The 25,140-nt window shown below is 64.1% G+C and carries 28 protein-coding genes; 15 read left to right on the top strand and 13 right to left on the bottom strand.

Annotated features, from left to right (window positions below; genetic code table 11):
* Window positions 1–68: 68 nt before the first annotated feature.
* Both NIBR502773_RS02690 and hemN read left to right on the top strand, forming a co-directional pair.
* Window positions 69–1,184 carry a coproporphyrinogen III oxidase gene (locus NIBR502773_RS02690; protein ID WP_141155300.1) on the top strand — a complete coding sequence of 372 codons (1,116 nt, stop codon included), beginning with the start codon at window positions 69–71 and terminating at the stop codon, window positions 1,182–1,184.
* Window positions 1,171–2,556 carry an oxygen-independent coproporphyrinogen III oxidase gene (hemN, locus tag NIBR502773_RS02685; RefSeq protein ID WP_141155299.1) on the top strand — a complete coding sequence of 462 codons (1,386 nt, stop codon included), beginning with the start codon at window positions 1,171–1,173 and terminating at the stop codon, window positions 2,554–2,556. The genes NIBR502773_RS02690 and hemN overlap by 14 nt, the downstream gene beginning before the upstream one ends.
* Before the next feature lie 146 nt (window positions 2,557–2,702).
* Here the strand turns inward: hemN and NIBR502773_RS02680 are convergent, their stop codons facing one another.
* The 11 genes from NIBR502773_RS02680 to NIBR502773_RS02630 are packed head-to-tail and all read right to left on the bottom strand — an operon-like array spanning window position 2,703 to window position 11,522.
* Window positions 2,703–4,157: a nitrite reductase gene (locus NIBR502773_RS02680; protein WP_141155298.1), complete on the bottom strand. Its 1,455-nt coding sequence runs from the start codon at window positions 4,155–4,157 to the stop codon at window positions 2,703–2,705.
* Entirely contained in the window at window positions 4,154–4,993 is an 840-nt protein-coding gene (gene cobA, locus NIBR502773_RS02675) for a uroporphyrinogen-III C-methyltransferase (RefSeq protein WP_092490156.1), read from the bottom strand. Before cobA ends, NIBR502773_RS02680 begins: the two co-directional genes overlap by 4 nt.
* 44 nt (window positions 4,994–5,037) lie before the next feature.
* On the bottom strand, window positions 5,038–6,219 hold the full coding sequence (nirJ, locus tag NIBR502773_RS02670) for a heme d1 biosynthesis radical SAM protein NirJ (RefSeq protein ID WP_141155297.1): 1,182 nt from the start codon (window positions 6,217–6,219) through the stop codon (window positions 5,038–5,040).
* 3 nt (window positions 6,220–6,222) lie between these two features.
* On the bottom strand, window positions 6,223–6,732 hold the full coding sequence (locus NIBR502773_RS02665; RefSeq protein ID WP_141155296.1) for an Lrp/AsnC family transcriptional regulator: 510 nt from the start codon (window positions 6,730–6,732) through the stop codon (window positions 6,223–6,225).
* Complete coding sequence (locus NIBR502773_RS02660) at window positions 6,707–7,150, bottom strand: Lrp/AsnC family transcriptional regulator (protein WP_141155295.1); 444 nt, start codon at window positions 7,148–7,150, stop codon at window positions 6,707–6,709. The genes NIBR502773_RS02665 and NIBR502773_RS02660 overlap by 26 nt, the downstream gene beginning before the upstream one ends.
* The gene (locus NIBR502773_RS02655; RefSeq protein ID WP_027607202.1) at window positions 7,143–7,658 is read right to left on the bottom strand and encodes an Lrp/AsnC family transcriptional regulator; all 516 of its coding nucleotides are present in this window, start codon (window positions 7,656–7,658) and stop codon (window positions 7,143–7,145) included. The genes NIBR502773_RS02660 and NIBR502773_RS02655 overlap by 8 nt, the downstream gene beginning before the upstream one ends.
* On the bottom strand, window positions 7,655–8,113 hold the full coding sequence (locus NIBR502773_RS02650) for an Lrp/AsnC family transcriptional regulator (RefSeq protein WP_141155294.1): 459 nt from the start codon (window positions 8,111–8,113) through the stop codon (window positions 7,655–7,657). The genes NIBR502773_RS02655 and NIBR502773_RS02650 overlap by 4 nt, the downstream gene beginning before the upstream one ends.
* Window position 8,114: 1 nt before the next feature.
* Window positions 8,115–9,284: a cytochrome D1 domain-containing protein gene (locus NIBR502773_RS02645; protein ID WP_141155293.1), complete on the bottom strand. Its 1,170-nt coding sequence runs from the start codon at window positions 9,282–9,284 to the stop codon at window positions 8,115–8,117.
* Window positions 9,281–9,598, bottom strand: coding sequence for a cytochrome c (locus NIBR502773_RS02640; protein ID WP_027607199.1), 318 nt, complete (start codon window positions 9,596–9,598; stop codon window positions 9,281–9,283). The genes NIBR502773_RS02645 and NIBR502773_RS02640 overlap by 4 nt, the downstream gene beginning before the upstream one ends.
* A 16-nt stretch (window positions 9,599–9,614) precedes the next feature.
* The gene (locus tag NIBR502773_RS02635; RefSeq protein WP_115488968.1) at window positions 9,615–9,929 is read right to left on the bottom strand and encodes a c-type cytochrome; all 315 of its coding nucleotides are present in this window, start codon (window positions 9,927–9,929) and stop codon (window positions 9,615–9,617) included.
* Window positions 9,930–9,953: 24 nt separating this feature from the next.
* Window positions 9,954–11,522 (bottom strand): nitrite reductase, encoded by a 1,569-nt coding sequence (locus tag NIBR502773_RS02630; protein WP_257228319.1) that lies wholly within the window; start codon window positions 11,520–11,522, stop codon window positions 9,954–9,956.
* A 300-nt stretch (window positions 11,523–11,822) separates the two neighbouring features.
* Between NIBR502773_RS02630 and NIBR502773_RS02625 the strand changes: the two genes are divergently transcribed.
* From NIBR502773_RS02625 to NIBR502773_RS02595, 6 genes are all read left to right on the top strand, one after another.
* On the top strand, window positions 11,823–12,599 hold the full coding sequence (locus tag NIBR502773_RS02625) for a CbbQ/NirQ/NorQ/GpvN family protein (RefSeq protein WP_141155291.1): 777 nt from the start codon (window positions 11,823–11,825) through the stop codon (window positions 12,597–12,599).
* Window positions 12,583–13,146 carry a cytochrome c oxidase subunit 3 gene (locus NIBR502773_RS02620; protein WP_141155290.1) on the top strand — a complete coding sequence of 188 codons (564 nt, stop codon included), beginning with the start codon at window positions 12,583–12,585 and terminating at the stop codon, window positions 13,144–13,146. The genes NIBR502773_RS02625 and NIBR502773_RS02620 overlap by 17 nt, the downstream gene beginning before the upstream one ends.
* Before the next feature lie 7 nt (window positions 13,147–13,153).
* Complete coding sequence (locus NIBR502773_RS02615) at window positions 13,154–13,396, top strand: cytochrome C oxidase subunit IV family protein (protein ID WP_141155289.1); 243 nt, start codon at window positions 13,154–13,156, stop codon at window positions 13,394–13,396.
* A gap of 673 nt (window positions 13,397–14,069) precedes the next feature.
* Complete coding sequence (locus tag NIBR502773_RS02605) at window positions 14,070–14,510, top strand: cytochrome c (protein WP_074847069.1); 441 nt, start codon at window positions 14,070–14,072, stop codon at window positions 14,508–14,510.
* A 3-nt stretch (window positions 14,511–14,513) separates the two neighbouring features.
* Window positions 14,514–15,935, top strand: a complete 1,422-nt coding sequence (locus tag NIBR502773_RS02600; RefSeq protein WP_141155288.1) for a cbb3-type cytochrome c oxidase subunit I — start codon at window positions 14,514–14,516, stop codon at window positions 15,933–15,935.
* 257 nt (window positions 15,936–16,192) lie between these two features.
* Window positions 16,193–18,034 carry a nitric oxide reductase activation protein NorD gene (locus NIBR502773_RS02595; RefSeq protein ID WP_141155287.1) on the top strand — a complete coding sequence of 614 codons (1,842 nt, stop codon included), beginning with the start codon at window positions 16,193–16,195 and terminating at the stop codon, window positions 18,032–18,034.
* On the opposite strand, the gene NIBR502773_RS02590 is transcribed toward NIBR502773_RS02595, so the two are convergent.
* Complete coding sequence (locus NIBR502773_RS02590) at window positions 18,028–18,219, bottom strand: protein DnrP (RefSeq protein ID WP_141155286.1); 192 nt, start codon at window positions 18,217–18,219, stop codon at window positions 18,028–18,030. The two genes, NIBR502773_RS02595 and NIBR502773_RS02590, sit on opposite strands and share 7 nt — an antisense overlap.
* Complete coding sequence (locus NIBR502773_RS02585; protein ID WP_141157817.1) at window positions 18,216–18,899, bottom strand: Crp/Fnr family transcriptional regulator; 684 nt, start codon at window positions 18,897–18,899, stop codon at window positions 18,216–18,218. The genes NIBR502773_RS02590 and NIBR502773_RS02585 overlap by 4 nt, the downstream gene beginning before the upstream one ends.
* A 251-nt stretch (window positions 18,900–19,150) precedes the next feature.
* Here NIBR502773_RS02585 and NIBR502773_RS02580 point away from each other — a divergent pair, with 251 nt between their 5' ends.
* From NIBR502773_RS02580 to glp, 7 genes are all read left to right on the top strand, one after another.
* On the top strand, window positions 19,151–20,341 hold the full coding sequence (locus tag NIBR502773_RS02580; protein ID WP_141155285.1) for an NnrS family protein: 1,191 nt from the start codon (window positions 19,151–19,153) through the stop codon (window positions 20,339–20,341).
* Between the two features lie 9 nt (window positions 20,342–20,350).
* Entirely contained in the window at window positions 20,351–20,782 is a 432-nt protein-coding gene (locus NIBR502773_RS02575) for a hypothetical protein (protein WP_141155284.1), read from the top strand.
* A 266-nt stretch (window positions 20,783–21,048) separates the two neighbouring features.
* Entirely contained in the window at window positions 21,049–21,342 is a 294-nt protein-coding gene (locus NIBR502773_RS02570; RefSeq protein WP_078833403.1) for a transposase, read from the top strand.
* Window positions 21,339–22,196 carry an IS3 family transposase gene (locus NIBR502773_RS02565; protein WP_141155283.1) on the top strand — a complete coding sequence of 286 codons (858 nt, stop codon included), beginning with the start codon at window positions 21,339–21,341 and terminating at the stop codon, window positions 22,194–22,196. Before NIBR502773_RS02570 ends, NIBR502773_RS02565 begins: the two co-directional genes overlap by 4 nt.
* Before the next feature lie 423 nt (window positions 22,197–22,619).
* On the top strand, window positions 22,620–23,267 hold the full coding sequence (gene pdxH, locus NIBR502773_RS02555) for a pyridoxamine 5'-phosphate oxidase (RefSeq protein WP_141155282.1): 648 nt from the start codon (window positions 22,620–22,622) through the stop codon (window positions 23,265–23,267).
* A gap of 85 nt (window positions 23,268–23,352) precedes the next feature.
* The gene (gene moaB, locus NIBR502773_RS02550) at window positions 23,353–23,907 is read left to right on the top strand and encodes a molybdenum cofactor biosynthesis protein B (protein WP_141155281.1); all 555 of its coding nucleotides are present in this window, start codon (window positions 23,353–23,355) and stop codon (window positions 23,905–23,907) included.
* Complete coding sequence (gene glp, locus NIBR502773_RS02545; RefSeq protein ID WP_141155280.1) at window positions 23,904–25,136, top strand: gephyrin-like molybdotransferase Glp; 1,233 nt, start codon at window positions 23,904–23,906, stop codon at window positions 25,134–25,136. Before moaB ends, glp begins: the two co-directional genes overlap by 4 nt.
* The last annotated feature ends 4 nt before the right edge of the window (window positions 25,137–25,140 follow it).

Genomic DNA, 25,140 nt, shown 5'->3' with positions numbered 1-25,140 from the left:
TGCATATCAAGGTGCGCGCAGCGGTCGCACCGGACAATGGACCACCGCCGCCCGCTCCGGAGTCCGCCATGCGCAGCCATCTTCATCCCACCCGCTTTCGTCAGGACCAGGGCGTGCTGGGCCTGGCCTGCCAGACGGACACGCGCCGCTTCCATGCCGGCGTCGGTTCCCTCGACCTGCTGCGCGCCCTGCGCGACAGCCGCCAGCGCCAGCGGCCCCTGGCGTTGAACCTGCACTGGCCGGCAAGCGATGCCGGCGCTGAGTACCTGCAGAGCCTCACCCAGGAAATCCAGCTGATCGGCTGCCAGCTCGGCCCGCGCCAACCGGTCGAGCACTTTCACCTGCGCGGCACCACGCCGACGATCGAGCAGGTGTGCACGTTGCTGGAACACCTGCACAGCCGCTTCAACTTTCTCGACCACGACCGTGGCGACTACCGAATCGACCTCGACCCCTGGCACACCGACTGGGCCACCATGGGCCTGTTGCGCGACCAGGGTTTCAACCACGCCAGCATCGGCGTGCCCGACGCCAACCGGGACGGGCCGCTGTCCCAGGCACACTATCAGGACCCGGCGCCCATCGAGTCGCTGGTGGATGCGGCGCGGACCTTCGGGTTTCGCTCAGTGAACATCGACCTTGGCTACGGCCATGCCTGGCAGACGCCGGCCAGTTTCGAGCAGAAACTGGCCAGCCTGATCGCCCTGGAGCCGGACCGCCTGCAGTTGTTCGATTACGCCCAGCCACCGGTGCGCTACCTGGGCCGGCAATCCCAGGCGTTTTGCAGCGCGGCGGATAAACGCGCGATGCGCCGCAGCGGCTTTGAACACCTGGCCGCCGCCGGGTACCACTACATCGGCCTGGGCCAGTTCGCCCGCACCGACGATGACCTCAAACAGGCCCAGGAGCGCGGTCGCCTCAGCCGTAATTGCGAAGGCTTCACCCTGCACGGCTACTGCGATCACATCGGCTTTGGCCTGGGCGCCATCAGCCAGATCGACACACTGTGTGCCCAGAACACCCCGGATGCCCGTGAGTACTGTGCCCAGCTGAGCAATGGCCAGCTCGCCACCTGTTGTGGCAGGTTTCACGAAACCGCCGACCCGGCGCGTCTGTACGTCACCGAGCCCCTGACCACCCCCGTCAGCGCCAACGACGAGGTGATCGACCATGACGGCGTTTGAGTTCGACCGTGCCCTGGTGCACAAATACGACCGCCCGGGGCCGCGCTACACCTCCTACCCCACCGCGCCGCAGTTCAACAGCGCGTTTGCCCTGGACGACTATCACCAGGCCGTGCGCGCCAGTCACCACCTCGCCGCGCCCAAGGCGTTGTCGGTGTACATCCATATTCCGTTCTGCCAGAGCCTTTGCTACTACTGCGGCTGCCACAAGATCATCACCCGCAAGACCCATCGCGCCGTCGAGTATGTGGCGTACCTCAAGCGCGAGATCCAGATGCAGGGCGCGTTGTTCGAGCGCTCCCGGCGCCTGACCCAATTGCACCTGGGCGGCGGCACCCCGACGTATCTGAACGATGCGCAACTGGCCGAACTGATGGCCTGCCTGGCGGACAACTTCAGCCTGGATGACAGCGACGCCCATGAGTTCTCCATCGAGGTCGACCCGCGCACCATCAGCCTCGAGCGCATCAACACCCTGCGCCGCCTGGGCTTCAATCGCCTGAGCTTCGGCGTGCAGGACTTCGACCCCGACGTCCAGGCCGCCGTCAATCGCGTGCAAAGCGAAGCGCAGATCGTGCAACTGGTGGCGGCGGCCCGCGAGGCACGCTTCAAATCGGTGAGTGTCGACCTGATCTACGGCCTGCCCCTGCAAACCGTGGCCAGCTTCGACGTGACCCTGAGCAAGCTGATCGCCCTGCGCCCCGACCGCGTGGCCGCCTACAGCTACGCGCATCTGCCAAGCCAGATCCGCGCCCAGCGCATGATCCGCCCCGAAGACATGCCACCCCCGGCGCGCAAGCTGGAGCTGCTGGAACTGACCATTCGCCGCCTCACCGAGGCCGGTTATATCTACATCGGCATGGACCACTTCGCCCTGCCCGACGATGAGTTGGCACTGGCCCGCGTCAATGGCAGCCTGCAACGTAACTTCCAGGGCTACTCCACCCATGCCGATTGCGACCTGATCGGCCTGGGCGTATCGGCCATCGGCAAGGTCGGCGACAGCTACAGCCAGAGCGTCAAGGAGCTGTCCCAGTACTACGCGCGCATCGATGCGGGCATGCTGCCGGTGCAACGCGGTTACCGCCTCAACCCCGATGACGTACTGCGCCGCGAGGTGATCAATGGGTTGATGTGCGACGGCCGCGTCGATGTCGCCCAAGTGGAAGCGGCCCATGGCATTCGGTTCAATGAGTATTTTGCCCAAGCGTTGACGCAGTTGGACGAGCAAGTGGCGGACGGCTTATTGCTGGTTCGGGACGACGCGCTGCAACTGCTGCCCAAGGGCCAACTGATGGTACGCAGCGTGGCCATGGCCTTCGACGCCTACCTGGGCGGCGCCCACAAAGGCCAATTCTCCCGTACCGTCTGACACTCCCCGTTAGCAGTGTGTCAGCCAGCACCTCTACCAACTGTGCCACCGCCATCGAAGCCTCGCTGAAGCTCGACATCTCCCACAGGGGACCGGCGGTGCCCATGCGCTCTACGACCTGGCTGCTTCCTGCCTGTCACCCGTGTTCAATGCGACGTCCCTTCCGCAAACTCCACCTTATTGCCCACGTTGTACTTGCCCGACGGCTTATTCATGGGAATGCGCTTCACCTCCTCGAGCGTCTGGCTGTCATACACAATCAACGCCCCCTCCGTGGCCCAGATGCTCAGCAACACATACCGCCCATCCCGGGTGAATTCCACATGGGCTGCCGTCTTGCCCGGCACTGGCCTCAGGGTGTGGGCGATCTCGAGGGTCTGCTTGTCGATCAGGTGAATCGCATCATTGCCCGGCCCGAAAAACACGTCGCTCCACACATAGCGCGAGTTCACATGGCTGCGCATGAAAAAGCCCGGCCCGAGGGTGGGGATCTGGTTGATCAGGGTCCAGGTCTTGAGGTCGATCACCGAGATTTGCCCCTTGCTGATGTTCGGCGTGGCAAACACCCATTGCCCGTTGCGTTGCCAGTACGTCCCCGAACCCAGGTGCGGCATGCCGGACAGCGGGATATCGGTGACCACGCGGCCGCTGTCCAGGTCGATCACCTGGCCGCCGCCGGCCTTGCGTGAGGTGGCGATCAGTTGGCGGTAATCGGGCGAGAACGAGAAGTCATCGAGCACGTCCTGGGCCTGGATGCGCCGGGGCTCGAAGCTGGGGCGGGCGTCTGCATAGGACAATTCCCAGACCTCGTTCACGTCCTTGAGCGCGACGATAAAGCTGTTGCGCGGTGGCGCGGTGTACACCGCACTGACCCGTGAGCCGGTGTCCAGGGTCTTGACCAGCGACAGGTCGCGCGCATCCAGCAGCACCAGGTTGCCCGGCAGGTAATTGCCCGCCAGCACCCAGCGGCCATCCTTGCTCACCGCCAGGTTGCGGGTGTTGAGGCCCACGCGGATCTCGGCGATCAACTTGAGGTTGTGCAGGTCGTACTGGCTGATCCAGCCGTCCCGCGAGGCGAAGTACACAAAGCGTCCGTCCGGGGAGAATTTCGGCCCGCCGTGCACCGCGAAGTGGGTGGGGAAACGGTCCAGCACGGCAAAGGTGTCGCCGTCGAGAATATCCATGTGATGGTCGCCGGACTCCACCACCACAAACAGGTTGAGCGGGTCGGCGTGATGCTGCGGTGTGCTCGGCAATTGGCGCAGGTCCGCCAGCACGCTGTGGCTGGTGCGGATGTCATGCTCGTTCCACGTCGCCGGTGAGTCAGGCGGCTGTTGCAGAAGCTGCGCCAGCCCATCGATCTGCGCGGCGCTCAGTTGCGCACTGAACGCCGCCATCTGGCTGGCGGGCCGGCCTTGTTCGATGACCTTGCGCACTTCATCCGGCTTGATCCGCCCCAGGCTCTCCGGCAACAGCGCCGGGCCGCTGGCGCCGATGCGATTCAGCCCGTGGCAGCTTTCGCAATACTGGCGGTAGTCCTGCGCGGGCGTAGCGTGCGCGGCCGTCGCCCACAGCAGCGGCACCAGCAGCAGGCGTTTCATACCGCCACCGCTTCACGGGCCGGTGCCAGGCTGGCGGGGAAGTGCAGGGCGGCGTCGGCAAACAGGTTGACGACGTGGCCGATCACCGTCAGCGTCGGCACGCCGGGTTCGCAGTCGGCGGCCAGGGTGGGCAACTGGCGCAGGGTGCCACGGGCCACCTGTTGATCGGCGCGCGCGCCGTTGCTGATCAGGGCGGCCGGTGTATCTGCGGGTAAACCGGCCGCCACCAAATGCTCGGCGATCAGCGCCAGGTTTGACAAACCCATGTAGAACACCAGGGTCTGGCTCGGCTCGGCCAGGCTGGCCCATGGCAGTTTCAACGCACCGTCGCGTTGCAGGTGGCCGGTGACGAAACGGCACGAATTGACCAGGTCGCGGTGGGTCAGCGGGATACCGGCATAGGCGCTGCAGCCGGAGGCGGCGGTGATGCCCGGCACCACCTGGCACGGGATACCGCGCGCAAGCAGGTACTCCAGCTCCTCGGCGCCGCGCCCGAAGATAAACGGGTCGCCGCCCTTGAGGCGCACCACCCGCTGGCCCTGGTCGGCCAACTCGGCCAGCAGTTCATTGAGTTGATCCTGGGGCAGGCTGTGGCAACCGCTGGCCTTGCCCACGTAATGACGGGCGCAGGTCAACGGGATCAGCGCGAGCAGTTCGGCACTGATCAGCCGGTCGAACACCACCGCGTCGGCCTGCATCAACAGGCTCCAGGCGCGCAGGGTCAGCAGGCGCGGGTCACCGGGGCCGGCGCCCACCAACGCGACTTCGCCAGGGTGCAAGGGGCTGTGCAGACTGGCCGGCAGGCCAGTGGAGGAGTGGGCAGTTGAAGTGTGCATGCGACGTCCTTGGTTCATCATCAGGTAGGCGGCCCCCGGTTGTGTCACCGGGTGGTCGAGCAAGGGATCAGGTTGAGGGGCTGGCGCGCGATCTCGGCGTCGCTGAAGTAGCAACCGGGGTCCGGGCCCCACAGGTCGCCATCGGCCCAGGCGCGGGTGCGGGTATTGCCGTTGCAGATCGCCAGCCAGCGGCACTCGGCACAACGCCCGCCAATGCTGCGCGGGTGTTCGCGCAGGCGCAGCAGCAACGGGTCGGGCTGTTCCAGCCAGAGCTGGCGGAAGGTGGTGTTGCGCACATTGCCCACCGATTGCTGCCACCAGTAGGTGTCCGGGTGCACCTCGCCGGTGTTGTCGATATTGGCGATGCCGCTGCCCGAGGCGTTGCCGCCCCAGCCGTGCAGCAGGTGTTCAAGCTGCGGGTAGTGTTCGGGCAGGTGCTGGTGTACCCATTGCAGCAACAGCACGGCGTCGGCGTCGTTGTTGCCGCTGACGAAATCGCTGTCCACGCCGTGTTGAATATCGCTCCAGGCCTGCTGGAAAATCAGCGCCATGGCCTCGCGGCTCATCTGCCGGTGCGCATCCAGCTGGCGGCTGCGCTTGCCGCGCCCGCTGTAGTTGAGGTGTGACAGGTAGAACTTCTGCACGTCATAGGTGCGCATCAGCGCCAGCAACTGCGGCAGCTGCCCATGGTTGTCCTGGGTCAGGGTGGTGCGCAGGCCCACGCGAATCCCGGCTTCGCGGCACAGGCGGATGGCGTGCATGGAGCGCTGGAAACTGCCGTGCAGTTGGCGAAACGCGTCGTGGGTCGCCTCCAGGCCGTCGATGCTGATGCCCACGTAATCGAAACGGGCGTCGGCGATCTGCTGGATGTTGTGCTCATCGATCAGCGTGCCGTTGGTCGACAGCGCGACGAAAAAACCTTTGTCACGGGCATAGGCGCTCAGCTCGAAGAGGTCTTCGCGCAGCAGCGGCTCGCCCCCGGACAGGATCAACACGCGAACCCCGGCGTCGTGCAAATCGTCGATCACCCGCAGCGCTGCCGGGGTATCGAGTTCATCGCGAAACACGCTGTCGGCACTGGTGGCGTAACAGTGTTTGCAGGTGAGATTGCAGCGCCGCAGCAGGTTCCAGATCACCACCGGCGGCCGCTCACTGCCAGGGGGCGAGGTGCGCGGCGGCGGGCATTGACCGGCGAGGGTGCGCAGGTACTGACTGATTCGCAGCATGGGCTATTCCTTTGAGTGCGCCGGCGTCAGGCGCAGGCCGGTCTTTTTCAGGATGCGGCTGCTCACCAGCATCTCGTCGGCGCGGCAGGCATCCCCCAGCAGGAAACGCAGGTGCTCGCGGTAGCTGTCGATTTCTTCGCGGCTGCGGCCATGCACCATGGCGAACAGGTTGTAGGGCCAGTCCGGGCGCCGGGGGCGACGGTAGCAATGGCTGACAAACGGCTGGGCGCCGAGCAGTTCTCCCAGGCGCGGCAGGTGCACATCGGCCACGTCCCACACGGTCATGCCGTTATGCCGGTAGCCCAGGCGGTAATGGTTGGGCACCGCGGCGATACGTCGGATCGCACCTTCGGCCTGCAGGCGCTTGAGCAGGTCGAGGGTCGACTCGACGCTGATGCCCAGTTGCTCGGCGAGCCAGGCCCATGGGTCCTCCACCAGCGGCAGGCCGCTTTGGGTGAGGGCGACCAGTTGCAGGGCCAGGGTCTTGTCAGACCGGGAAATACAGACCGACATGGTAGGTGTGCTCCTTCGGCAGGTTGAGCACCGCCAGCCCGGTGAGGGCCTCGATGCACGACAGGGTATTGGCCAGCTCCTGCGCGGTGGCGCAGGCCAGCACGAACCACATGTTCCAGCGGTGTTCGCGGCGGTAGTTGTGGGCCACCTGGGGCAGGGCGTTGAGCTGTTCGGCGACGACATCAAAGCGCGCCTCGGGTACGGCGAGCGCCGCGAGGGTGAAAGCGCCGCCGAGATGCTCGATATCGAACATCGGGCCAAAGCGCGTGAGCACGCCGTCTTCGAGCAGGGCATACAAGCGGTCGAGCAGTTCACTCGGATGGCTGTGCAGTTCCTCGGCCACCTGCTGCCAGGGCTGGCGCACCAGCGGCAGTCCGCGTTGCAGGCGGTTGATCAGTTGTCGATCCAGTTCATCCATGGGCCCATACCTGCGATGGCGGTGGTGCAAAACGCCCGCCGCATTGCTTGAAGGCGCGGGTGCTGAACAGCAGTTGGTGGGGCAGGTCGCTGAGCAGATGCTGCTCCAGCAACGCCTGGATCTGCGCCTCGACCACCGCGCGCTCGCGCCCGTGCACCATGCAGAACAGGTTGTAGCGCCACTGCGGCAGGCGTCGCGGGCGCTGGTAACACAGGTTCACGCCGGGCGCGCGGCCCAGGCGCGCCCCGACTTCATCGACCAGCGCATCCGGCACATCCAGCACCAGCATGGCGTTGGCCACATAGCCCAGGGCGCGGTGATTGAGCACCAGGCCGACACGACGGAACAGACCCTGGTCGTGCCATTGCTGCATCTGTTGCAGCACCTGATCGTGGTGGGCACCGATCTGCTCGGCGAGCTCGTCGTAGGGCCGTGGCACGATGGGCAAACCGCGCTCCAGGCACTGGCGCAGGTCGAGCATCTGCTCGTGGTTCAGTGGCGCGATCACGGCTGCTCTCCGAGGGAAAAACCGAGGTCGATGCGGTAGGCGGTGAGCATCGGCAGGTCCAGGGGCGTGAGGCCGGTGTCTTGCTCCAGCTCATCGAGGACTTGCTGCAAGTGCTGGCGATGGGGCCCGGTGAGCACGAACCACAGGTTGTAACGGTGCTCACGGGCATAGTTGTGATTGACCTCCGGGTACTGGCTGACCCGTGCGGCCACTTGTTCCAGGCGCTCGATCGGCACCGCCAGGGCGGCCAGGGTGCTGGCGCCGGCGCGGGTGTGTTCGAACACCGGGCCGATGCGCGACAAGGCGCCCGCCAGTTCCAGGCGTTGCAGGCAGGCCATCACCTCGGCCGCGCTGCAACCCAGCACCTGGGCCATTTCGCGGTAGGGCTCGGCGCACAGCGGCATGCCGTGCTGGAAGCGTTCGATCAATTGCTGGCTGAGCGAATCAAGGTCCATTTCAATACCCCATCTTTTGCGCGCGCAGGCTGAAGAAAATCCCGCTGGGACTCTGGGCCGGCAGGCTTTTCAGCAGGGTCAGGCGGTACGGGTCCCACACTTGCAACTGTTCGCCATCGCGCACCGACAGCCACAGCTGCTCGCCACGCCCGGTGAATTCCATGTGCAGCACACCGGGGCCTGGGCGCAGGTCGGCGACCACCTGGTGGGTTTCGGTGTCGAGTACCTGCACCCGGTCGTTGTCCGGGTAGGCGAAGTTGACCCACAACTGGCGCCCGTCGGGCCGCGCAGTGACGAAAATCGGCTGTCCGGCCACCGGGATCGCCGCGGTCTGCTGCCAGGTGCGCGCGTCCATCACCAGCACCTGATGGCGCCCCACCGCCGGCACGAACGCCTGGTCATCGGCAACGGCCCAGCCCTCCAGGTGGGGCATCTTGTACACCGGCAGCTTGGCCTGGCCGCGGCCATAGTCCTTGAGCACGCGCACCACGCCGCGCTCCGGGTGCCACAGGTCGAGCTGGGCCATGCCGTCTTCACCGAACAGCCCGGCCATGTAGTAGCGGCCGTCGGCGGTGATCAGCGCGTCATAGGGTTGCTCGCCGACGTCCTTGAAGCGGGTGATGCGCGGCGGGTTGCCGTGGCTGAAGTCGGCGCTCCAGATCTCGCCGGTGTCGAACAGGCTGAACACGAAGCGCTGCCCGGGCGCATCCACCAGGCCGACCACCCGCGAGCGTTTGCCATCGGCCAGTGCGGTCGCGGGGATGTCGGCGATGAGGGTCAGGTCTTCTGCATCGAACACCTTGACCCCGCCCGGCACGTAATTGGACACGGCGATCAGGCGCCCATCCTGGCTGATGGCGCCGCCGATGCTGTTGCCGCCCTGGACGATGCGCCGCTCGATGCGTTGGCGCAGCAGGTCGATCTTGGTCAGGCCGCCATCGCGGGCAAATACATAGGCATAGCGCTGGTCGCGGGAAAACACCGCCGAGGCGTGGGACAGGTCGCCCAGCCCCTCGATACGGGCCAGTTCGGTCATGCCGGTGCTCTCGATAATCTGCACGCTGCCACTGGCGCGTTCGATCACCAGGCCCAGGTCGCCGCTGCCGCGCAACGCGGGTTGGGCACAGGCACCCAGCAACAGGCACAGGCATAACAGGGTAGGGCGCATCATGGTGGGGGGCTTCCTTGCAATAGGCGGTCGACCAGCCAGGCAATATCGCCGGCACTCAGCAGCGGGCCCCAACCGGGCATGGCGCGGGCAGGGCGGCCGTAGGTCACGGTGGCGATCAGGCTGTCGCGGCTGTGGTGGGCCAGGGCTTGCGGTGTGAGGGCCGGGCCCAGGCCGCCGGTGAGGTGCAGGCCATGGCAGGCCCCGCAATCCTGGGTCAGCAGGTGTTCAAGGCGGGCAGCGTCCGGGGTGGCCGCTGCCCGCGCGGGAATCAGCAGGAGCAGCGCCATGGCCGTACCGATCATCGATGCTTGCATGGCGTGCTCCTTGTGCTTATTTCAAGGTCAGGACCCAATCGGCCAACACCTTGGCTTCATCATCGGTGACCTGGTTCGGCGGCATCGGCACCGGCCCCCAGTTGCCCTGGCTGCCGTTCTTGATGTGGCTGGCCAGGGTGGTGGCTGCGTCTTTCACACCGGCATTCTTGGCGGCGACATCCTTCAAGGCCGGCCCCACCAGTTTGCTGTCGATCGTGTGGCAGCCCACACAGGGTTTGCTGTTGAACAACCCCGGGCCGTCTTGTGCCAACACCGGTTGCAGGCTGAGCGCAGCGGCGGATGCCAGCAGTGCGAGGAGAATATTTTTCATTCGGTGACCTCGTGTTGATGGGGCTCAATAAATGTCGTGTTGGGTGTTGTAGACGTTGAATTTTCCTGTCGGCGTGATCAGGCGCTTGTCGCGGATCACTTGCTTGAGCTTCAAGGTCTTGTCATCGATCACCACCAGCGCCGACTCTTCGGTCTGGCCGTTCCACACCGAGAACCACACTTCGTCACCGGCCTTGTTGTATTCCGGTTGCACCACCCGCAGCGCGCCTTGCTTGATGCCCGAATACTCGGCAATCGGCAGCACGGTGTAGCCCTTGTCCAGCTGGTTGATGTCGAACACCGCCACCGACTGGCTGAGCTTGGCGTCGGGGTTGAGGGTGGTGTCGACATACAGGTGATGGGAGTTGGGGTGGGTCTTGATAAACAGCGAACCGCCGCCCTGGCCCTTGAGGGATTCCACCTGCTTCCAGGCGTATTGCGGGTGCTTGACCGGGTCGGTGCCGATCACCGAAATACCGCCGTCGCCCAAGTGGCTGGTGGCCCATACCGGTCCATATTTTGGGTGAATGAAGTTGGCGCCACGGCCGGGGTGCGGGGTCTTGCCGACCTCTACCAACGCGGTGAGCTTGCGCTCCCTGGAGTCGATCACCGCGACCTTGTTGGCGTTGTTCGCGGCGGTCATGAAGTAGCGGTGGGTGCTGTCCCAGCCGCCGTCATGCAGGAACGGCGCGGCGTCGATGGTGGTGATGGTGAGGTTCTTGATGTCCTGGTAATTGACCAGCATCACCTTGCCGGTTTCCTTGATATTGACGATGAACTCCGGCCACTCGTGGGAGGCGATGATTGCCGCCACGCGGGGTTCGGGGTGGTATTCCTGCTTATCGACGGTCATGCCCCGGGTGGACACGATCTGCCTGGGCTCCAGGGTTTCGCCATCCATGAGGGTGAACTGCGGCGGCCAGTAGGCGCCGGCAATCGTGTACTTGTCTTCATAGCCCTTGAACTTCGAAGTCTCCACCGAGCGGGCCTCGATACCCACCTTGATCTCGGCGACTTTGGTCGGCTCCAGGGGCCACAGGTCGATCATGTCGATCTTGGCATCGCGGCCGATCACCAGCAGGTAGCGGCCAGACGCGGAGATACGCGAGATATGCACGGCGTAACCGGTGTCGATCAGCTTGATGATCTGCTTGGTGTCGCCGTCCACCAGGGCGATCTTGCCGTCGTCGCGCAGGGTGACCGAGAACAGGTTTTGCAGGTTGAGGGTGTTCAGTTGTTTTTTCGGCCGGTCTTCGGGCTTGACCAGCACTTTCCAGGTCTTGAGGGTTTCGGCCATGCCCCATTCCGGCGGAGTGGGCGCGGTGTGCTGGATGAAGGTGGCCATGCTGGTGATCTGCGCCTTGGTCAGCGCATTGGACGTGCCCCAGTTGGGCATGCCGGCCGGGGAGCCGTAGGTGATCAGCGCTTCCAGATAAGCCTGGCCGCGGGCCTGGGTGATGTCCGGGGTCAGCGGCTTGCCGGTGGCGCCTTTGCGCAACACACCGTGGCAGCCGGCGCAGCGTTCGAAGTAAATCTGCTTGGAGGCGTCGAACTCCGCCTGGCTGATGTCCGGCGCGCCGGGGCTTTTCACCATCCCGGTCGGCGCGTCGCCATGGGCGTTGATGGGCAATGCGAGGGCCAGGGCGCAGCTCAGGCTGGCAAGACTCAGGACCCAGGGTTTTCTGTTGCGAGTCAGCATTCCATATCTCCTCAGGCAAGACCTTTGCGATGCCCGGCGAAGGCGGGGTAGAGCGCAGGTTCTTAGTGCCAGGCAAGACTATGTTGCAGTGGCGCAAGGCTCGCTTGACGGCGATCAAGTTTGCCGTTGTGCGCGCTTGCCAGGTTGTCGCAGGGGCCTTTAGCGTGGGGGCCGAACCCGTTGCGAGTACGCGTGATGACCGAGCCCTTCTACCAACCGCAGGACAACGAACAGCAACTGTTCGAACACGCCTGGCGCCACCACCTGCCGGTGCTGATCAAAGGCCCCACGGGCTGTGGCAAGACGCGCTTCGTGCAGCACATGGCGCACCGCCTGAACCTGCCGCTGTACACCGTGGCCTGCCACGACGACCTCAGCGCCGCCGACCTGCTCGGCCGCCACCTGATCGGCACCGACGGCACCTGGTGGCAGGACGGCCCGCTGACCCGCGCCGTGCGCGAAGGCGGGATCTGCTACCTCGACGAAGTGGTGGAAGCGCGCCAGGACACCGCCGTGGTGCTGCACCCGATTGCCGATGAACGCCGCGAACTGTTTCTGGAACGCACCGGCGAAGTGCTCAAGGCGCCGTCGTCGTTCATGCTGGTGGTGTCGTACAACCCCGGCTACCAGAACCTGCTCAAGGGCATGAAACCCAGCACCCGCCAGCGCTTCGTGGCGATGCGTTTTGGTTACCCGCCGGTGGCCGACGAAGAACGCATCGTCGCCCGCGAGGCCGGTGTGGATGTGGCGCTGGCCGCCCCGGTCGTGCGCCTGGGCCAGGCGTTGCGTCGGCTTGACCAGCATGACCTGGAGGAGGTGGCCTCCACCCGGCTGCTGATCTTCACCGCCCGCCTGATCGGCGCCGGCATGAGCCCACGCGAAGCCTGCCTGGCGTGCCTGGCCGAACCGCTGAGCGACGACCCGCAGACCGTCGCCGCACTGATGGACGTGGTGGATGTGCACTTTGCCTGAACCGCGCCGGCTGCCAGGCGACCTGGCGATGTGGTTTTTTATCCTCGCCGAGCTGTCGGTGTTCGCGATTCTGATCCTCACGTTTGCCGTGACCCAGGCGCTCAAGCCCGAGCTGTTTGCCGCCGGGCGCGCACAGCTGGATACCTCGATGGGGTTGGCGATGACCTTGAGCCTGCTGACCGCAGGCTTGTTGGCCGCGTTGGCGGTGCAGCAGGTGCGATTGCAGCGCTGGCGACGCGGCGCCGGTTTGTTCGTCGCGGCGTTGTTGGTGGCGCTGGTGTATGTGGCGATCAAGCTTGGCGAGTACGCCCACCTGGGCGCTGCCGGACTGGGCCTGGAGCACAGCACGTTTTTTACCTTGTACTGGATACTCACGGGGTTTCATTTCCTGCATGTGCTGCTGGGGATGGTGATTCTCGGGTGGCTGGCGCTGGCCTGCTGGTGCGGCGGGCTGTCAGTCGGCGGGCTGGAGTCGGGGGTGCTGTATTGGCACATGGTGGATCTGGTGTGGGTGGTGTTGTTTCCGCTGGTCTATGTGATTCGCTGAGGTGGGTATGACGGGTTCCCGGACGCTGATCCTGTGTTGGCTGATGTTGGTGGTGTTGAGCGTTGGCACTGTACTGACGGGGACGTCCGGGTTGTGGTGGGGGGTGCTGTTGCTGGCGGTGGTCAAGGGCTGGGTGATTGTGGATGGGTTTATGGAATTGCGGCGTGGGCCAGTGTTGTGGAGATTTTTGATGCTGGGGTGGGGGGTGGTTGTGGTCGCTTTACTGAGTACATATCCGTTATTTGTGTAGCGGCTGCTTACGAGGCTCGGTATGCCCTCACTCCAGATCAAAAGCCAAGCTGCGGCAGCCTTAGAGCCGACCGGAGTTGGGTCTGGTGTACTGGGTTAAAAATGTGGGAGGGGGCTTGCCCCCGATTGCAGTGGGTCAGTACCAAATCCATCAACTGACACTCCCTCATCGGGGGCAAGCCCCCTCCCACATTTGGATCTCCATATATCAGCTGGACCTCGGTCTGCTTTTGCTCTGCTTTTGCTCTGGCTTTTGCTCTGGCTTTTGCTCTGGCTTTTGATCTTGATCCTGGGCGCCCCGTCAAACACGCTGGCCGAACGCAGGCTTGAATCCGTGGGTAACCCGGCAGGACGCCGGGTTAGCCGTCCTGGGCCAAGGATGGCCCATGACGGCGGCCCACGGATTCAAGCCGGAGTGAGGGAACACCGAGCCTAAGCGAGGTGCCGAGTGTTGGGGCAAGAGCCCTTTTTGGTTACTTTTGGGGCTCTTTTCCAAAAGTGACCCGCTGTAAGAGCGGAACCATAAGCAGCCGTGACCGCAGCAACGGATATGTACCCAACCCAACCCCCAAAAAAATACCCCACCAAAACCATCAACAATTCTTGATCGCCATCAAGCAGTTTCCACCCCCCACCTCCCTATCATTCCCTGGCCAAGCAATGAGGAAGCGACCATGTCAGAGACCTTCACCAAGGGCATGGCCAGGAATATCTACTTCGGAGGAAGCGTGTTCTTCTTCCTGATTTTCCTGGCCCTGACCTACCACACCGAACAAACCTTTCCCGCCCGCAGCAACGTCGACCAACTCAGCGAATCCGTCGTGCGCGGCAAGGGCGTCTGGGAGCGTAATAACTGCGTCGGCTGCCACACCTTGCTGGGCGAGGGCGCTTATTTCGCGCCGGAGCTGGGCAATGTGTTCAAGCGCCGGGGCGGCGAAGAAGGGTTCAAGCCGTTCCTGCATGCCTGGATGAAGATGCAGCCCCTGGGTGTACCGGGGCGGCGGGCCATGCCGCAATTCAATCTCAGTGACCAGGAGGTGGACGATATGGCCGAGTTCCTCAAATGGAGCTCGAAGATCAATACCAATAACTGGCCACCGAACAAGGAGGGCTGAGCCATGCGCAGTGCCAATCCATACTTGAAATTCCAATCCCAGGCCGTGGCCAAACCCTACTTTGTGTTCGCCCTGATCCTGTTTTTCGGTCAGGTGCTGTTCGGTTTGATCATGGGCCTGCAATACGTCATCGGCGACTTTCTATTCCCGTTGATCCCCTTCAACGTGGCGCGGATGGTCCACACCAACCTGCTGATCGTCTGGCTGTTGTTCGGCTTTATGGGCGCGGCCTACTACCTGGTGCCCGAGGAGGCCGAACGCGAGCTGCACAGCCCGAAACTGGCGATCGTCCTGTTCTGGGTGTTCGCCGCCGCCGGGGTGTTGACCATCCTCGGCTACCTGCTGGTGCCGTATGCGGCGCTGGCCAAGTTGACCCACAACGAACTGCTGCCGACCATGGGCCGTGAGTTCCTGGAACAACCGACCATCACCAAAATGGGCATCGTCGTGGTGTGCCTGGGATTTCTGTACAACATCGGCATGACCCTGCTCAAGGGCCGCAAGACCACCGTCAGCATGGTGATGATGACCGGGCTGATCGGCCTCGCGGTGTTCTTCCTGTTCTCCTTCTACAACCCCGGCAACCTGGCGCGGGACAAGTTCTACTGGTGGTGGGTGGTGCACCTGTGGGTCGAAGGCGTGTGGGAGCTGATCATGGGCTCGATGCTGGCCTTCGTGCTGATCAAGGTCACCGGCGTCGACCGCGAAGTGGTGGAGAAATGGCTGTACGTGATCATCGCCATGGCCTTGATCACCGGGATCATCGGCACCGGTCACCACTTCTTCTGGATCGGCGCACCCGAGGTGTGGCTGTGGGTCGGTTCGATCTTCTCGGCCCTGGAGCCGCTGCCGTTCCTGGCGATGGTGATGTTCGCCTTCACCATGGTGAAGCAACGTCGGCGCCAGCACCCCAACCGCGCGGCCACGTTGTGGGCCAAGGGCACCACGGTCACGGCGTTCTTCGGCGCGGGCGTGTGGGGTTTCCTGCACACCCTGGCACCGGTCAACTTCTACACCCACGGCACCCAACTCACCGCCGCCCACGGGCACCTGGCGTTCTTCGGTGCCTACGCAATGATCGTGATGACCCTGATCAGCTACGCCATGCCCCGCCTGCGCGGTATCGGTGAAGCGCCGGACGCGCGTTCGCAGACCCTCGAAATCCGGGGCTTCTGGATGATGGTGCTGTCGATGGTGATGATCACGCTGTTCCTCACCGCTGCCGGGGCCGTGCAGGTCTGGCTGCAACGCTGGCAGGTGGACGGGGTGGCCTTGCCGTTCATGGCCACGGTGGAGCATTTGCAGGGACTGTTCTGGGCGCGGTTGGTCAGTGGGCTGGTGTTCCTGCTCGGGCTGGTCTGCTACCTGTGCAGCTTCCGGCAACGCGCCCGGATGGCTGGAGCACCGGTACCGATCGTCCATTGAAGTAACGCGGTCCAAATGTGGCAGGGGACTCGCTGTGGCAAACGGGCCTGCTGTGGTGAACGGGCTCGCTGTGGTGAACGGGCTTGCTGGGGGAGCGGGCTTGCTGTGGTGAGTGGGCTTGCTGTGGTGAGCGGGCTTGCCCCGCGCTGGGCTGCGCAGCAGCCCCCTGGGATCTAAGCCCCATTCACCACAGCAAGCCCCTCCCACATTTGCACCGCAGTGTACCCGTCGAATACCCACTAGTTGGAGCCCCTCCCATGGCCTTCACCCTTGAGCTGGAAGAATGGGTCGGCAGTGCCTGGCACCGCTTTATCACCCGCCGCGCCAGCGTCGATTTTCCGCACGCGCGGGTCGATCTGGTCGACCGCCAGCGCAGCCTCGCCGTATTGTTTCGCGCCCTGGGCGGTGCCAGCGGGATCGCCCTCGAAGCCGCCAGCGAACGCGACCTGCTGCTGCGCCGCAACCTGTTGATGCGCATCGCCGGCACCTGCAAGCATGCACCCCTGGCCTCCTGCGATGGTAACCGTCTGCGCCTGCCGTCGAGCCTGGCGGTGTACCCCACCGTCGCCTTGAACCGGGAGCTGTACCGTTGGCTGGCGCTGCTGGCCGCCCATGCAGGCCCCATGACCCATTGGGCCCGGGACAACCAGCGCTGGACCTGGCTGCTGCTGCAACGCTACCCGGCGCTGTTGCCCAGTTACCAGCGCCTGGTGGACGCCCATATTACGCTGCGCCCCGACCCGGCCAGTCTGAGCCCCGCTGAAGCCGCCCTGGAAAAAGCCCTGCGCAAGGCCCTGGGCGAGCCCGGCAGCGTGCGCCATTTACCCCGCAGCGAACGCGCCGCCTGGCCGTTGCCCTTATGGCTGTACCCGCCGTTGCACCTGGACACGCCCCAGGCCCTCGATCTTGAAGACGACGGCGACGACCTCGCCACCCCGTCCGGGGAGCAGCAGGGCGCGCCCAAACGTGCCAGCCGTGTGGATGATCACGGCCGTGATGGCGGCCTGCTGGTGGTGCGCCTGGAAAACCTGTTCAGCTGGACCGAGCACGTCGACCTCGATCGCTGGGCCGACGACAGTGAGGACCCGGACGCCGCCCGCGTCGCCGAAGACCTCGACCAGTTGAGCCTGTCGCGCCAGCGCGTGCGCAAGAGTGGCGGCTTGAAGCTGCACCTCGACCTGCCGCCCGCCGATGTGGATGACATCCCCCTCGGCGAGGGCATCAAGCTGCCCGAGTGGGACTACCGCCAACAATGCCTTCGACCCGGTTTCGTCAATCTGCAGCTGATGCAGCCACGTGCCGATGCACCGCAACCGTTACCGGCCCGATTACTCGGCCCGGCCCAGCGCCTGCGCCGTCAATTCCAGCAGCTGCGCACCGACCGCCAATGGCTGCGCCGGCAACCCCAGGGCGCGGAGCTGGACCTGCAAGCCTGGGTGGATTTCTACGCGCAACGCCAACACGGCGCCTGCACCGAACGCGGCTTGTACCAGGAGCAACGTCACACCCGACGCGACCTGGCATGTCTGCTGCTGGCGGACCTGTCGATGTCCACCGACGCGCATTTAAACGACGAGCCAAAGGTCATCGACGTGATCCGCGACAGCCTGTTGCTGTTCGGCGAAAGCCTGGCCGGGCTGGGAGATGCGTTTGCACTGTATGGCTTCTCGTCCCTGCGCCGCCATCAGGTGCGCCTGCACCAGCTCAAGACGTTCGAGCAAGCCTATGACGACCGCACGCGCGGCTGCATCCAGGCCCTCAAGCCGGGTTACTACACGCGCATGGGCGCGGCGATTCGCCAGGCCACCCAGTTGATGGGCGCGTGCAAACAGCGGCGCAAGTTGTTGTTGCTACTGACCGATGGCAAGCCCAATGACCTGGATCTGTATGAGGGCCGCTACGGGGTCGAAGACACCCGCCAGGCAGTGGTCGAGGCGCGGCGCCAGGGCCTGATTCCGTTCTGCATCACCATCGACAGACAGGCCGGGGACTACTTGCCCTATATGTTCGGTGCCCATGGCTACACCCTGATCCGCCAGCCGGAGCAGTTGCCGCTGCGGTTGCCCCAGCTGTACCGGCAACTGACCGAGGGTCAGTAGAAGTCGCGGGGCAACCAGAAGAACATCGCGATGCAAAACAGCGCCAGGCCCAGGCAGAACCACTGGAAACGCCGTAGCCGCCGCGCTTGCAGGCTGGCATCCGCGGCAGGCAGGGGCGTTCCGCAGCCGGCGCACGCCTCGCGCACGTCGGCATTGCGCTGCTGGCAATACAGGCAGGTTTTCACTCGAATTGCTCCAGGCGCAACCGGTCCAGAATGGCGATCTGGCGTCCGTCCTGGGTGATGATCTTTTCATCGATCAGGCGCCGGATAATCCGCGAAAAGGTCTCCGGCTGGATCGACAGATGCCCGGCAATCAACTGCTTGGCCATCGGCAGTTCGAAGGTGGCGTCGGTGCTGTGCAGGCGCATCAGTTGGGTCAGCAGGTAGCGCACCACGCGGTGGGTGGCGTTTTTCAGCGACAGGGTCTCGATCTCGTTGACCCGCTGGTGCAAGCGCACGCACAGCTTGCCGAGCAGGGCGAAGGTCAGGCGGCTGTTGCTGTGCAGCAGGCGCATGTAGGTGGCGTTGGACAAACGGTACAACTGGGTGGGGCACACCGCTTCGGCGCAGGCCACGTAGTTGGGGGTGTCCATCAGCATCATGGCCTCGGCGAAGGTCTGGCGCTCGCCGATTACTTCGAAGACTTTCTCCTGGCCGTCGGGAGTCAAACGGTAGACCTTCACCGCACCGGCGATCACAAAGTAAAACGCCTCGGCCGATTCGCCCTGGCGGAACAGCGGCTCGCCTTTGTCGATGCTCAGCAACTGGCTGTTGCCCATCAGCTCGTCGAGTTCTTCGTCGTTCAGCGGTTCGAACAGGTGATGGCTGCGCAGGATCTGGTGGTGCACGCGATGCAGCACCATGCCCGGTTCCTTGAACAGCAGCGGGGCGTTCACACCAGCACCAGCGAGAGCCCGCTGGCGGCGGCCAGCATGGAGCCGAGGATCACAAACCAGGCGAGGGGGACATAGGCGTTTTTCATCATGGCTCCGGGGTGCGGTGTGGATATAGGCGCGAGGGTAATCCCTTGGCCCCGATAGCGACTTGATCTACGACAAGGGCAACACGCAGGTATCGGCGCAAGATTGCCGCAGTCCTGAAGGGAGACCGTGTCATGCAAGTGCTCGATCGGCGCAAGGCCATGTCGATTACCCCGTTGTTTCGCCTGGCCTTCCGGCCATTCTTTCTCGGCGCCTGTGTGTTGGCGGCGCTGGCAATTCCCCTCTGGCTGCTGGCCCTGGGCGGGCACCTCGGCACCTGGCAACCCGCCGGCGGCTGGCTGGCCTGGCATCGCCATGAGCTGCTGTTCGGCTTTGGCGTGGCGATCATCGCCGGGTTCCTGCTCACGGCAGTGCAGACCTGGACCGGCCGCCCGGGCATCAGCGGCAATGCCCTGGCGCTGCTTGCCGGCGTGTGGCTGGCGGCGCGCCTGGGCTGGTTGTTCAACCTGCACTGGCCGCTGCTGGCGGTGCTGGAGCTGACCTTTCCCCTGGCTGTCGCCGCGGTGATGGGCTGGACCCTCTGGCAGGTAAGACAGACGCGTAATTACCCGATTGTGCTGGTGCTGGCGCTGCTGACCGTGGCTGATGCGCTGTCGCTGTATGGCTTGCTGCGCAATGACTCCGGGCTGCAGCGCCAGGCGGTGCTCACCGGCCTGTGGCTGGTGGCGGCGATGATGGGCCTGATCGGCGGACGGGTGATTCCGTTTTTCACCCAGCGCGGTTTGGGTCGGGTCGAAGCGGTCAAACCCTGGGCGTGGCTGGACCTTATGTTGCTTGGCGGCTCGCTGCTGATCGCCGTGCTGTATGCCGCAGGGCCCGCGTTGGGCGCCAACCTGTGGATCGGCCTGCTGTTCGCCGTCCTCGGGCTGGGGCACCTGGTGCGCCTGGTCCGCTGGCATGATCGCGGCCTGTGGCGCGTGCCGTTGCTGTGGTCATTGCACCTGGCATATGCCTGGCTGGCCGTGGCCTGCCTGGGCATGGCGCTGTGGCACTGCGGTGCGCCGCTCAATCCCAGCCTGGCCGTGCATGCATTGACCATCGGCGCCATGGCCGGGCTGATCCTGGCCATGATCGCCCGCGTCAGCCTGGGCCACACCGGCCGCCCGTTGCAGCCGCCGGCCGGCATGACCCTGGCCTTTGGGCTGCTGAACCTGGCGTGTGTGTGCCGGGTGCTGCTGGTCCTGCTGTTGCCGATGGCCGCGTTATGGCTGGCGGGGGTGTGCTGGACCCTCGGGCTCGGCCTGTACCTGTGGCGGTATGGCCCGATGCTGTGGCAGGCCCGGGTCGATGGGCATCCGGGCTAGGAGGACGTCATGCTCTATTCCACCTTGTTGATCGTGCATCTGCTGGCGGCGATTGCGTTTATCGGCACGCTGTTTTTCGAAGTGGTGATCTGGCACAGCGCCCGCGAGGAGCTGGCCTGGTCGGCGCAGTTCACCTCCGACCATGCCATTGCACGGCGTTCGCGCCAGGTACTGCACGGCGTGGTGGTGTTGCTGTACGGCGCGGGCATCGGCCTGGCCTGGCACTATCGCGGGCTGTTGGCGGTGCCCTGGGCCAGCCACTTCGCCGCGCTGCTGAGCCTGAAAATTTTGCTGGCCCTGAGCATCATCGGCCATTACCTGTGGCTGGCGTACCTGCTGAGTCACCAGCGCTTGAGCCCAAGGCGTGCGACATGGATTCGTCGCAGCATCCTGGGGCATATGGTTGTGATCGTGATTCTGGCCAAGTTGATGTTGCGCTGATCAGGCAGGCTGATAGGTACCTGATGTATAGAGATCAGATGTGGGAGGGGCAGTGCGACGATTCGACTTGCTCCCGATGGCGGCCTGTGGGCCGAGCATTTTTTTTGGATTGGGCTGGGTACATATCCGTTGCTGCGGTAACGGCCACCTAGGGTTCCGCCCTTACGGCGGGTCACTTTGGAAAAGAGCCCCAAAGTAACCATGGACTTGTTCCCTCGCAGCGGACGCCAAGAAGCGATATTTTAATCGCAATCTTGGAGGCACCTATGTCACAGCAAACCCGCCGCAGCTACACCGATGACTTCAAAGCTCAAGCAGTGACACTTGCTGAAAGTATTGGTCGAGGAGAAGCTGCCCGACAGTTGGATATCTCGGTCAAAACCCTAGGGAATTGGCTGGACGCCGCACGCAACGGGCGTCCTCTCAGTTCTCCCTCCCGGCATCCGGTTTCTGACCTGGAAAGCGAGCTGGCCCGGCTTCGAGCTGAAAATGCCACGCTTAAAATGGAACGAGAAATCCTAAAAAAAGCGACGGCGTTCTTTGCCAGAGAGTCCAACTGAGATACGCCTTCGTCGCCCGTGAACGGACTCACTTTCCAGTCAGGCTGTTATGTCGAGTGATGGAGGTCTCGGTGTCGGGCTTTCACGACTATTTGAAGCGCCAGGAACGTCCTGATCCAGATGCGGCGATTCGCTTGGAAATTCGTGCGATTCATCGGGCAAGCCGCGGCACTTATGGGCGACCACGTATGGTTAAGGCGCTTCATAACCGGTCGTACGCGATAGGACACAAGCGAGTAGCTCGTCTGATGAGAGAGGAGATGCTGCGAGGAAAAATCAAAGCACGGTTCAAACACTCGACGGATAACCGGTATATCCAACCCATTTCTGAGAACGTGTTGAAACGACGCTTTTCTGTGACAAGCCCGGCGCCCGCCTGGGTGGGGGATATCACGTATATTTCGACTCGCCAGGGTTGGTTGTACCTGGCTGTGGTGTTGAGTGTCCAAACCCGGCAGGTGCTGGGTTACAGCCTGTCGGACCGTATGCCCGAGGGCTTGGTACAACAGGCGTTCATGAACGCCTGGACTAAAGCGCCAGTTGATCACGGTGTGATTTTTCACTCTGATCGAGGCCGGCAATACACCGGTAGCGGTTTTCGCAGCATGATCGCGGAAAGAGGCTTCGTGCAAAGCATGAGCCGTAAAGGAAATTGCTGGGATAACGCCGTGGCAGAGAGCTTTTTTGCCACACTCAAGAAGGAAGAAGCCACCGGTGTGTATCCCAGCAAAGCGCAGGCCCATACATCAATCGCAAGCTACATCCATGGGTTTTACAACGCGGCACGGCTGCACTCGGCGCTGGGATACAGCTCACCTAATGACTACGCAACGCAACTGAAGCAAACTGCTTAACACTCGCTTCATGGCGTACGTTTTGAGGGAACAAGTCCACCAAAGGGCTCTTGCCCCAACACTCGGCACCTCGCCTAGGCTCGGTGTGCCCTCACTCCGGCTTGAATCCGTGGGCCGCCGTCATGGGCCATCCCTGGCCCAGGACGGCTAACCCGGCGTCCTGCCGGGTTACCCACGGATTCAAGCCTGCGTTCGGCCAGCGTGTTTGACGGGGCGCCTGAGATCAAGATCAAGATCAAAAGCAGAGCCAGAGCCAGAGCAACAGCAACAGCAACGCGATCCGTGGTGTAGCCCCCCACATGTAGCCCCTCACACCCCAAGCAACCACATGCGGCGTCATGCCACGGGCGAATGTTGATCGCGGTCAAGGGATAACTTCGTGGTAGTTCCCACACTGTGGCGAACTTTCTGGAGGACTGCGTCATGCCCCTGTCTCTTGCGCAATTGCGCCGCAACTACACCCTTTATGGCCTGCGTGATGACCTGGTGCAGGACGATCCCTTGGTGCTGTTCGGCCAGTGGCTGGATCAGGCGCGTAAAACCGAAGTGCCACCGGCCGAGGCCAATAGCATGGCCTTGGCTACGGTCGATCATGACGGGCATGCCCACTGTCGCATCCTGCTGCTCAAGGGTTTCAGCGCCGAGGGTTTTTTCTTTTTCGGCCACTACCAGAGTGCCAAGGGCCAGGAGTTGGCGAGCAATCCCCATGCGGCCATGACGTTTTTCTGGCCGGGGCTGGAGCGTCAGGTGCGTATCGAAGGCCCGGTGGTGCGGGCGGATGCGCAGCTGTCGGACGATTATTTCGATACACGCCCGGCCGCCAGCCAGTTGGGCGCCTGGGCGTCGCCGCAAAGCCAGCCCCTTGGCCATCGCAGCGAGTTGGAAAGCCGCCTGCGTGACGTTACCGAGCGTTTCGCCGGGCAGCAACCGCCACGGCCCGAGCATTGGGGCGGCTACCGCCTGCAGCCGCAGCGCATCGAGTTCTGGCAGGGCCGGCCCGACCGTCTGCATGACCGTCTCGACTACCGCCTGCACGGGGGCATTTGGCAGCGCACACGCCTGGCCCCCTGAACGAGATACCTCCTTGGAGGAATAGGCCCTGCGCCCGTTGCGGCGCAGGCTGACGGCAACTTTCTTGACGCCTGGAGCCTTGATCATGGCCCATTTGAAACAACGCAATTTCGTGCCCCTGAACATCGCCGTGCTGACCATCAGCGACACCCGTACCCTCGACACCGACACCTCCGGCCAGACCCTGGTGGACCGCCTCGAAAGTGCCGGGCATGTGCTCATCGACCGTGGCCTGGTGATCGACGACATCTACCAGATTCGTGCGCAAGTCTCCCTATGGATCGCCGATCCCGAGGTGCAAGTGGTGCTGATGACCGGCGGTACCGGTTTCACCGCCCGCGACAACACGCCCCAGGCGGTGTTGCCGTTGCTGGACAAACATGTCGAAGGCTTCGGTGAGCTGTTCCGCCAGGTGTCCCTGGCCGAAATCGGCACTTCCACCTTGCAGTCCCGCGCGTTGGCCGGCCTCAGCAACGGCGTGCTGGTGTGCTGCATGCCGGGCTCTCCGGGCGCATGCCGCACCGGCTGGGACCAGATCCTGGCGGGGCAGTTGGACAGCCGCACCGGCCCGTGCAATTTCGTGCCGCACCTCAAGCCCCAGCCTGAGCAAATCCTGCAAGCCTGCGAGTCGCGTTCATGAGTGTCTCGGTGTGTGACAGCGGCCACCTGATGCCGGTGGACGAGGCCATCGCCACGCTGCTGGCCCAGGCGCCGCCGCCGCCGAGCACCCAGGTGATTGGCCTCGAGCAGGCGCTGGGGCGGGTGGTCGCTGAAGAGCTGTTCTCGCCCCTGGATTTGCCCGGTTTCGACAACAGCGCCATGGACGGCTACGCCCTGCGCGCCGAGGATGTGCCGGCCGAAGGCGGCTACCTGATGCTCGCCGGGCGCATTGCGGCGGGGCAGCACAGCAAGGTGAGGGTGCAGGCCGGGCAGGCCGTGCGCATTTTTACCGGTGCGCCGCTACCGCCTGGCGCTGACACGGTTGTGGCACAGGAGCGTTGCCGCCTGTACGGCCAGCGCATCTGGTGCCCGCCGGTACGTCTCGGCGAGCACGTGCGCAAGCAGGGTGAAGAGCTGCAGCGCGGGCAGACCCTGATCGCCGTCGGCAAGCGCCTGCGCGCCCAGGACATCGGCTTGCTGGCCTCGGCCGGCATCCCTCGGTTGAAAGTCTATCGCCCGTTGCGGGTGTGCCTGCTCAGCAGCGGCAACGAGCTGCGTGACCCGGGCGAGGCGCTGGTGCCGGGGCAGATCTACAACAGCAACCGCTATGCCCTGGCTGCCTTGTTGCGTGGCTGGGGCGTGGACGTGCACGACTACGGCGTGATGGCCGACGAGTTGGCCGCCAGCCGTGATGCGCTGGCCCTGGCCTCGTCCGAATGCGACCTGTTGCTGACCTCGGCGGGGGTGTCGGTGGGGGAGGAGGACCATCTCAAGCAGGCCATCGAAGCGCTCGGCCGCGTGGACTTCTGGCGCCTGGCGATCCAGCCCGGCAAACCCCTTGCATTTGGCGACGTGGCGGGCAAGCCGTGGCTGGGCCTGCCCGGTAACCCGTCGGCGGCGCTGATCACCGCGCTGGTGGTGGTGCGTCCGTTCCTGCTGCGCGCCCAAGGGGTGGAGCGGGTGCTGCCGGTGCCGATCCAGGTGCCGGCCGCATTCGAATGGCTCACGCCCAACAAGCGCCGCCAGTACCTGCGTGCACGCCTGAGCCCCGGCGAGGACGGGCAATTGCGCGCCGTGCTGCACCCCCAGCAAAGCTCGGCGATGCTCACCGCCGCGTGTTGGGCCGATGGCCTGGTGATCGTCGAGCGTGAGCATCAGGTGCTCAAGGATGAACCGGTGCCGTTTGTGTCTTTCGCTGAATTTCTCTGAGGAG

The organism is Pseudomonas sp. NIBRBAC000502773, assembly GCF_006517195.1.
GTDB lineage: Bacteria > Pseudomonadota > Gammaproteobacteria > Pseudomonadales > Pseudomonadaceae > Aquipseudomonas > Aquipseudomonas marginalis.
Note: the sequence above shows the minus strand (reverse complement) of the source record. Positions and strands in the feature narration are given on the sequence as shown.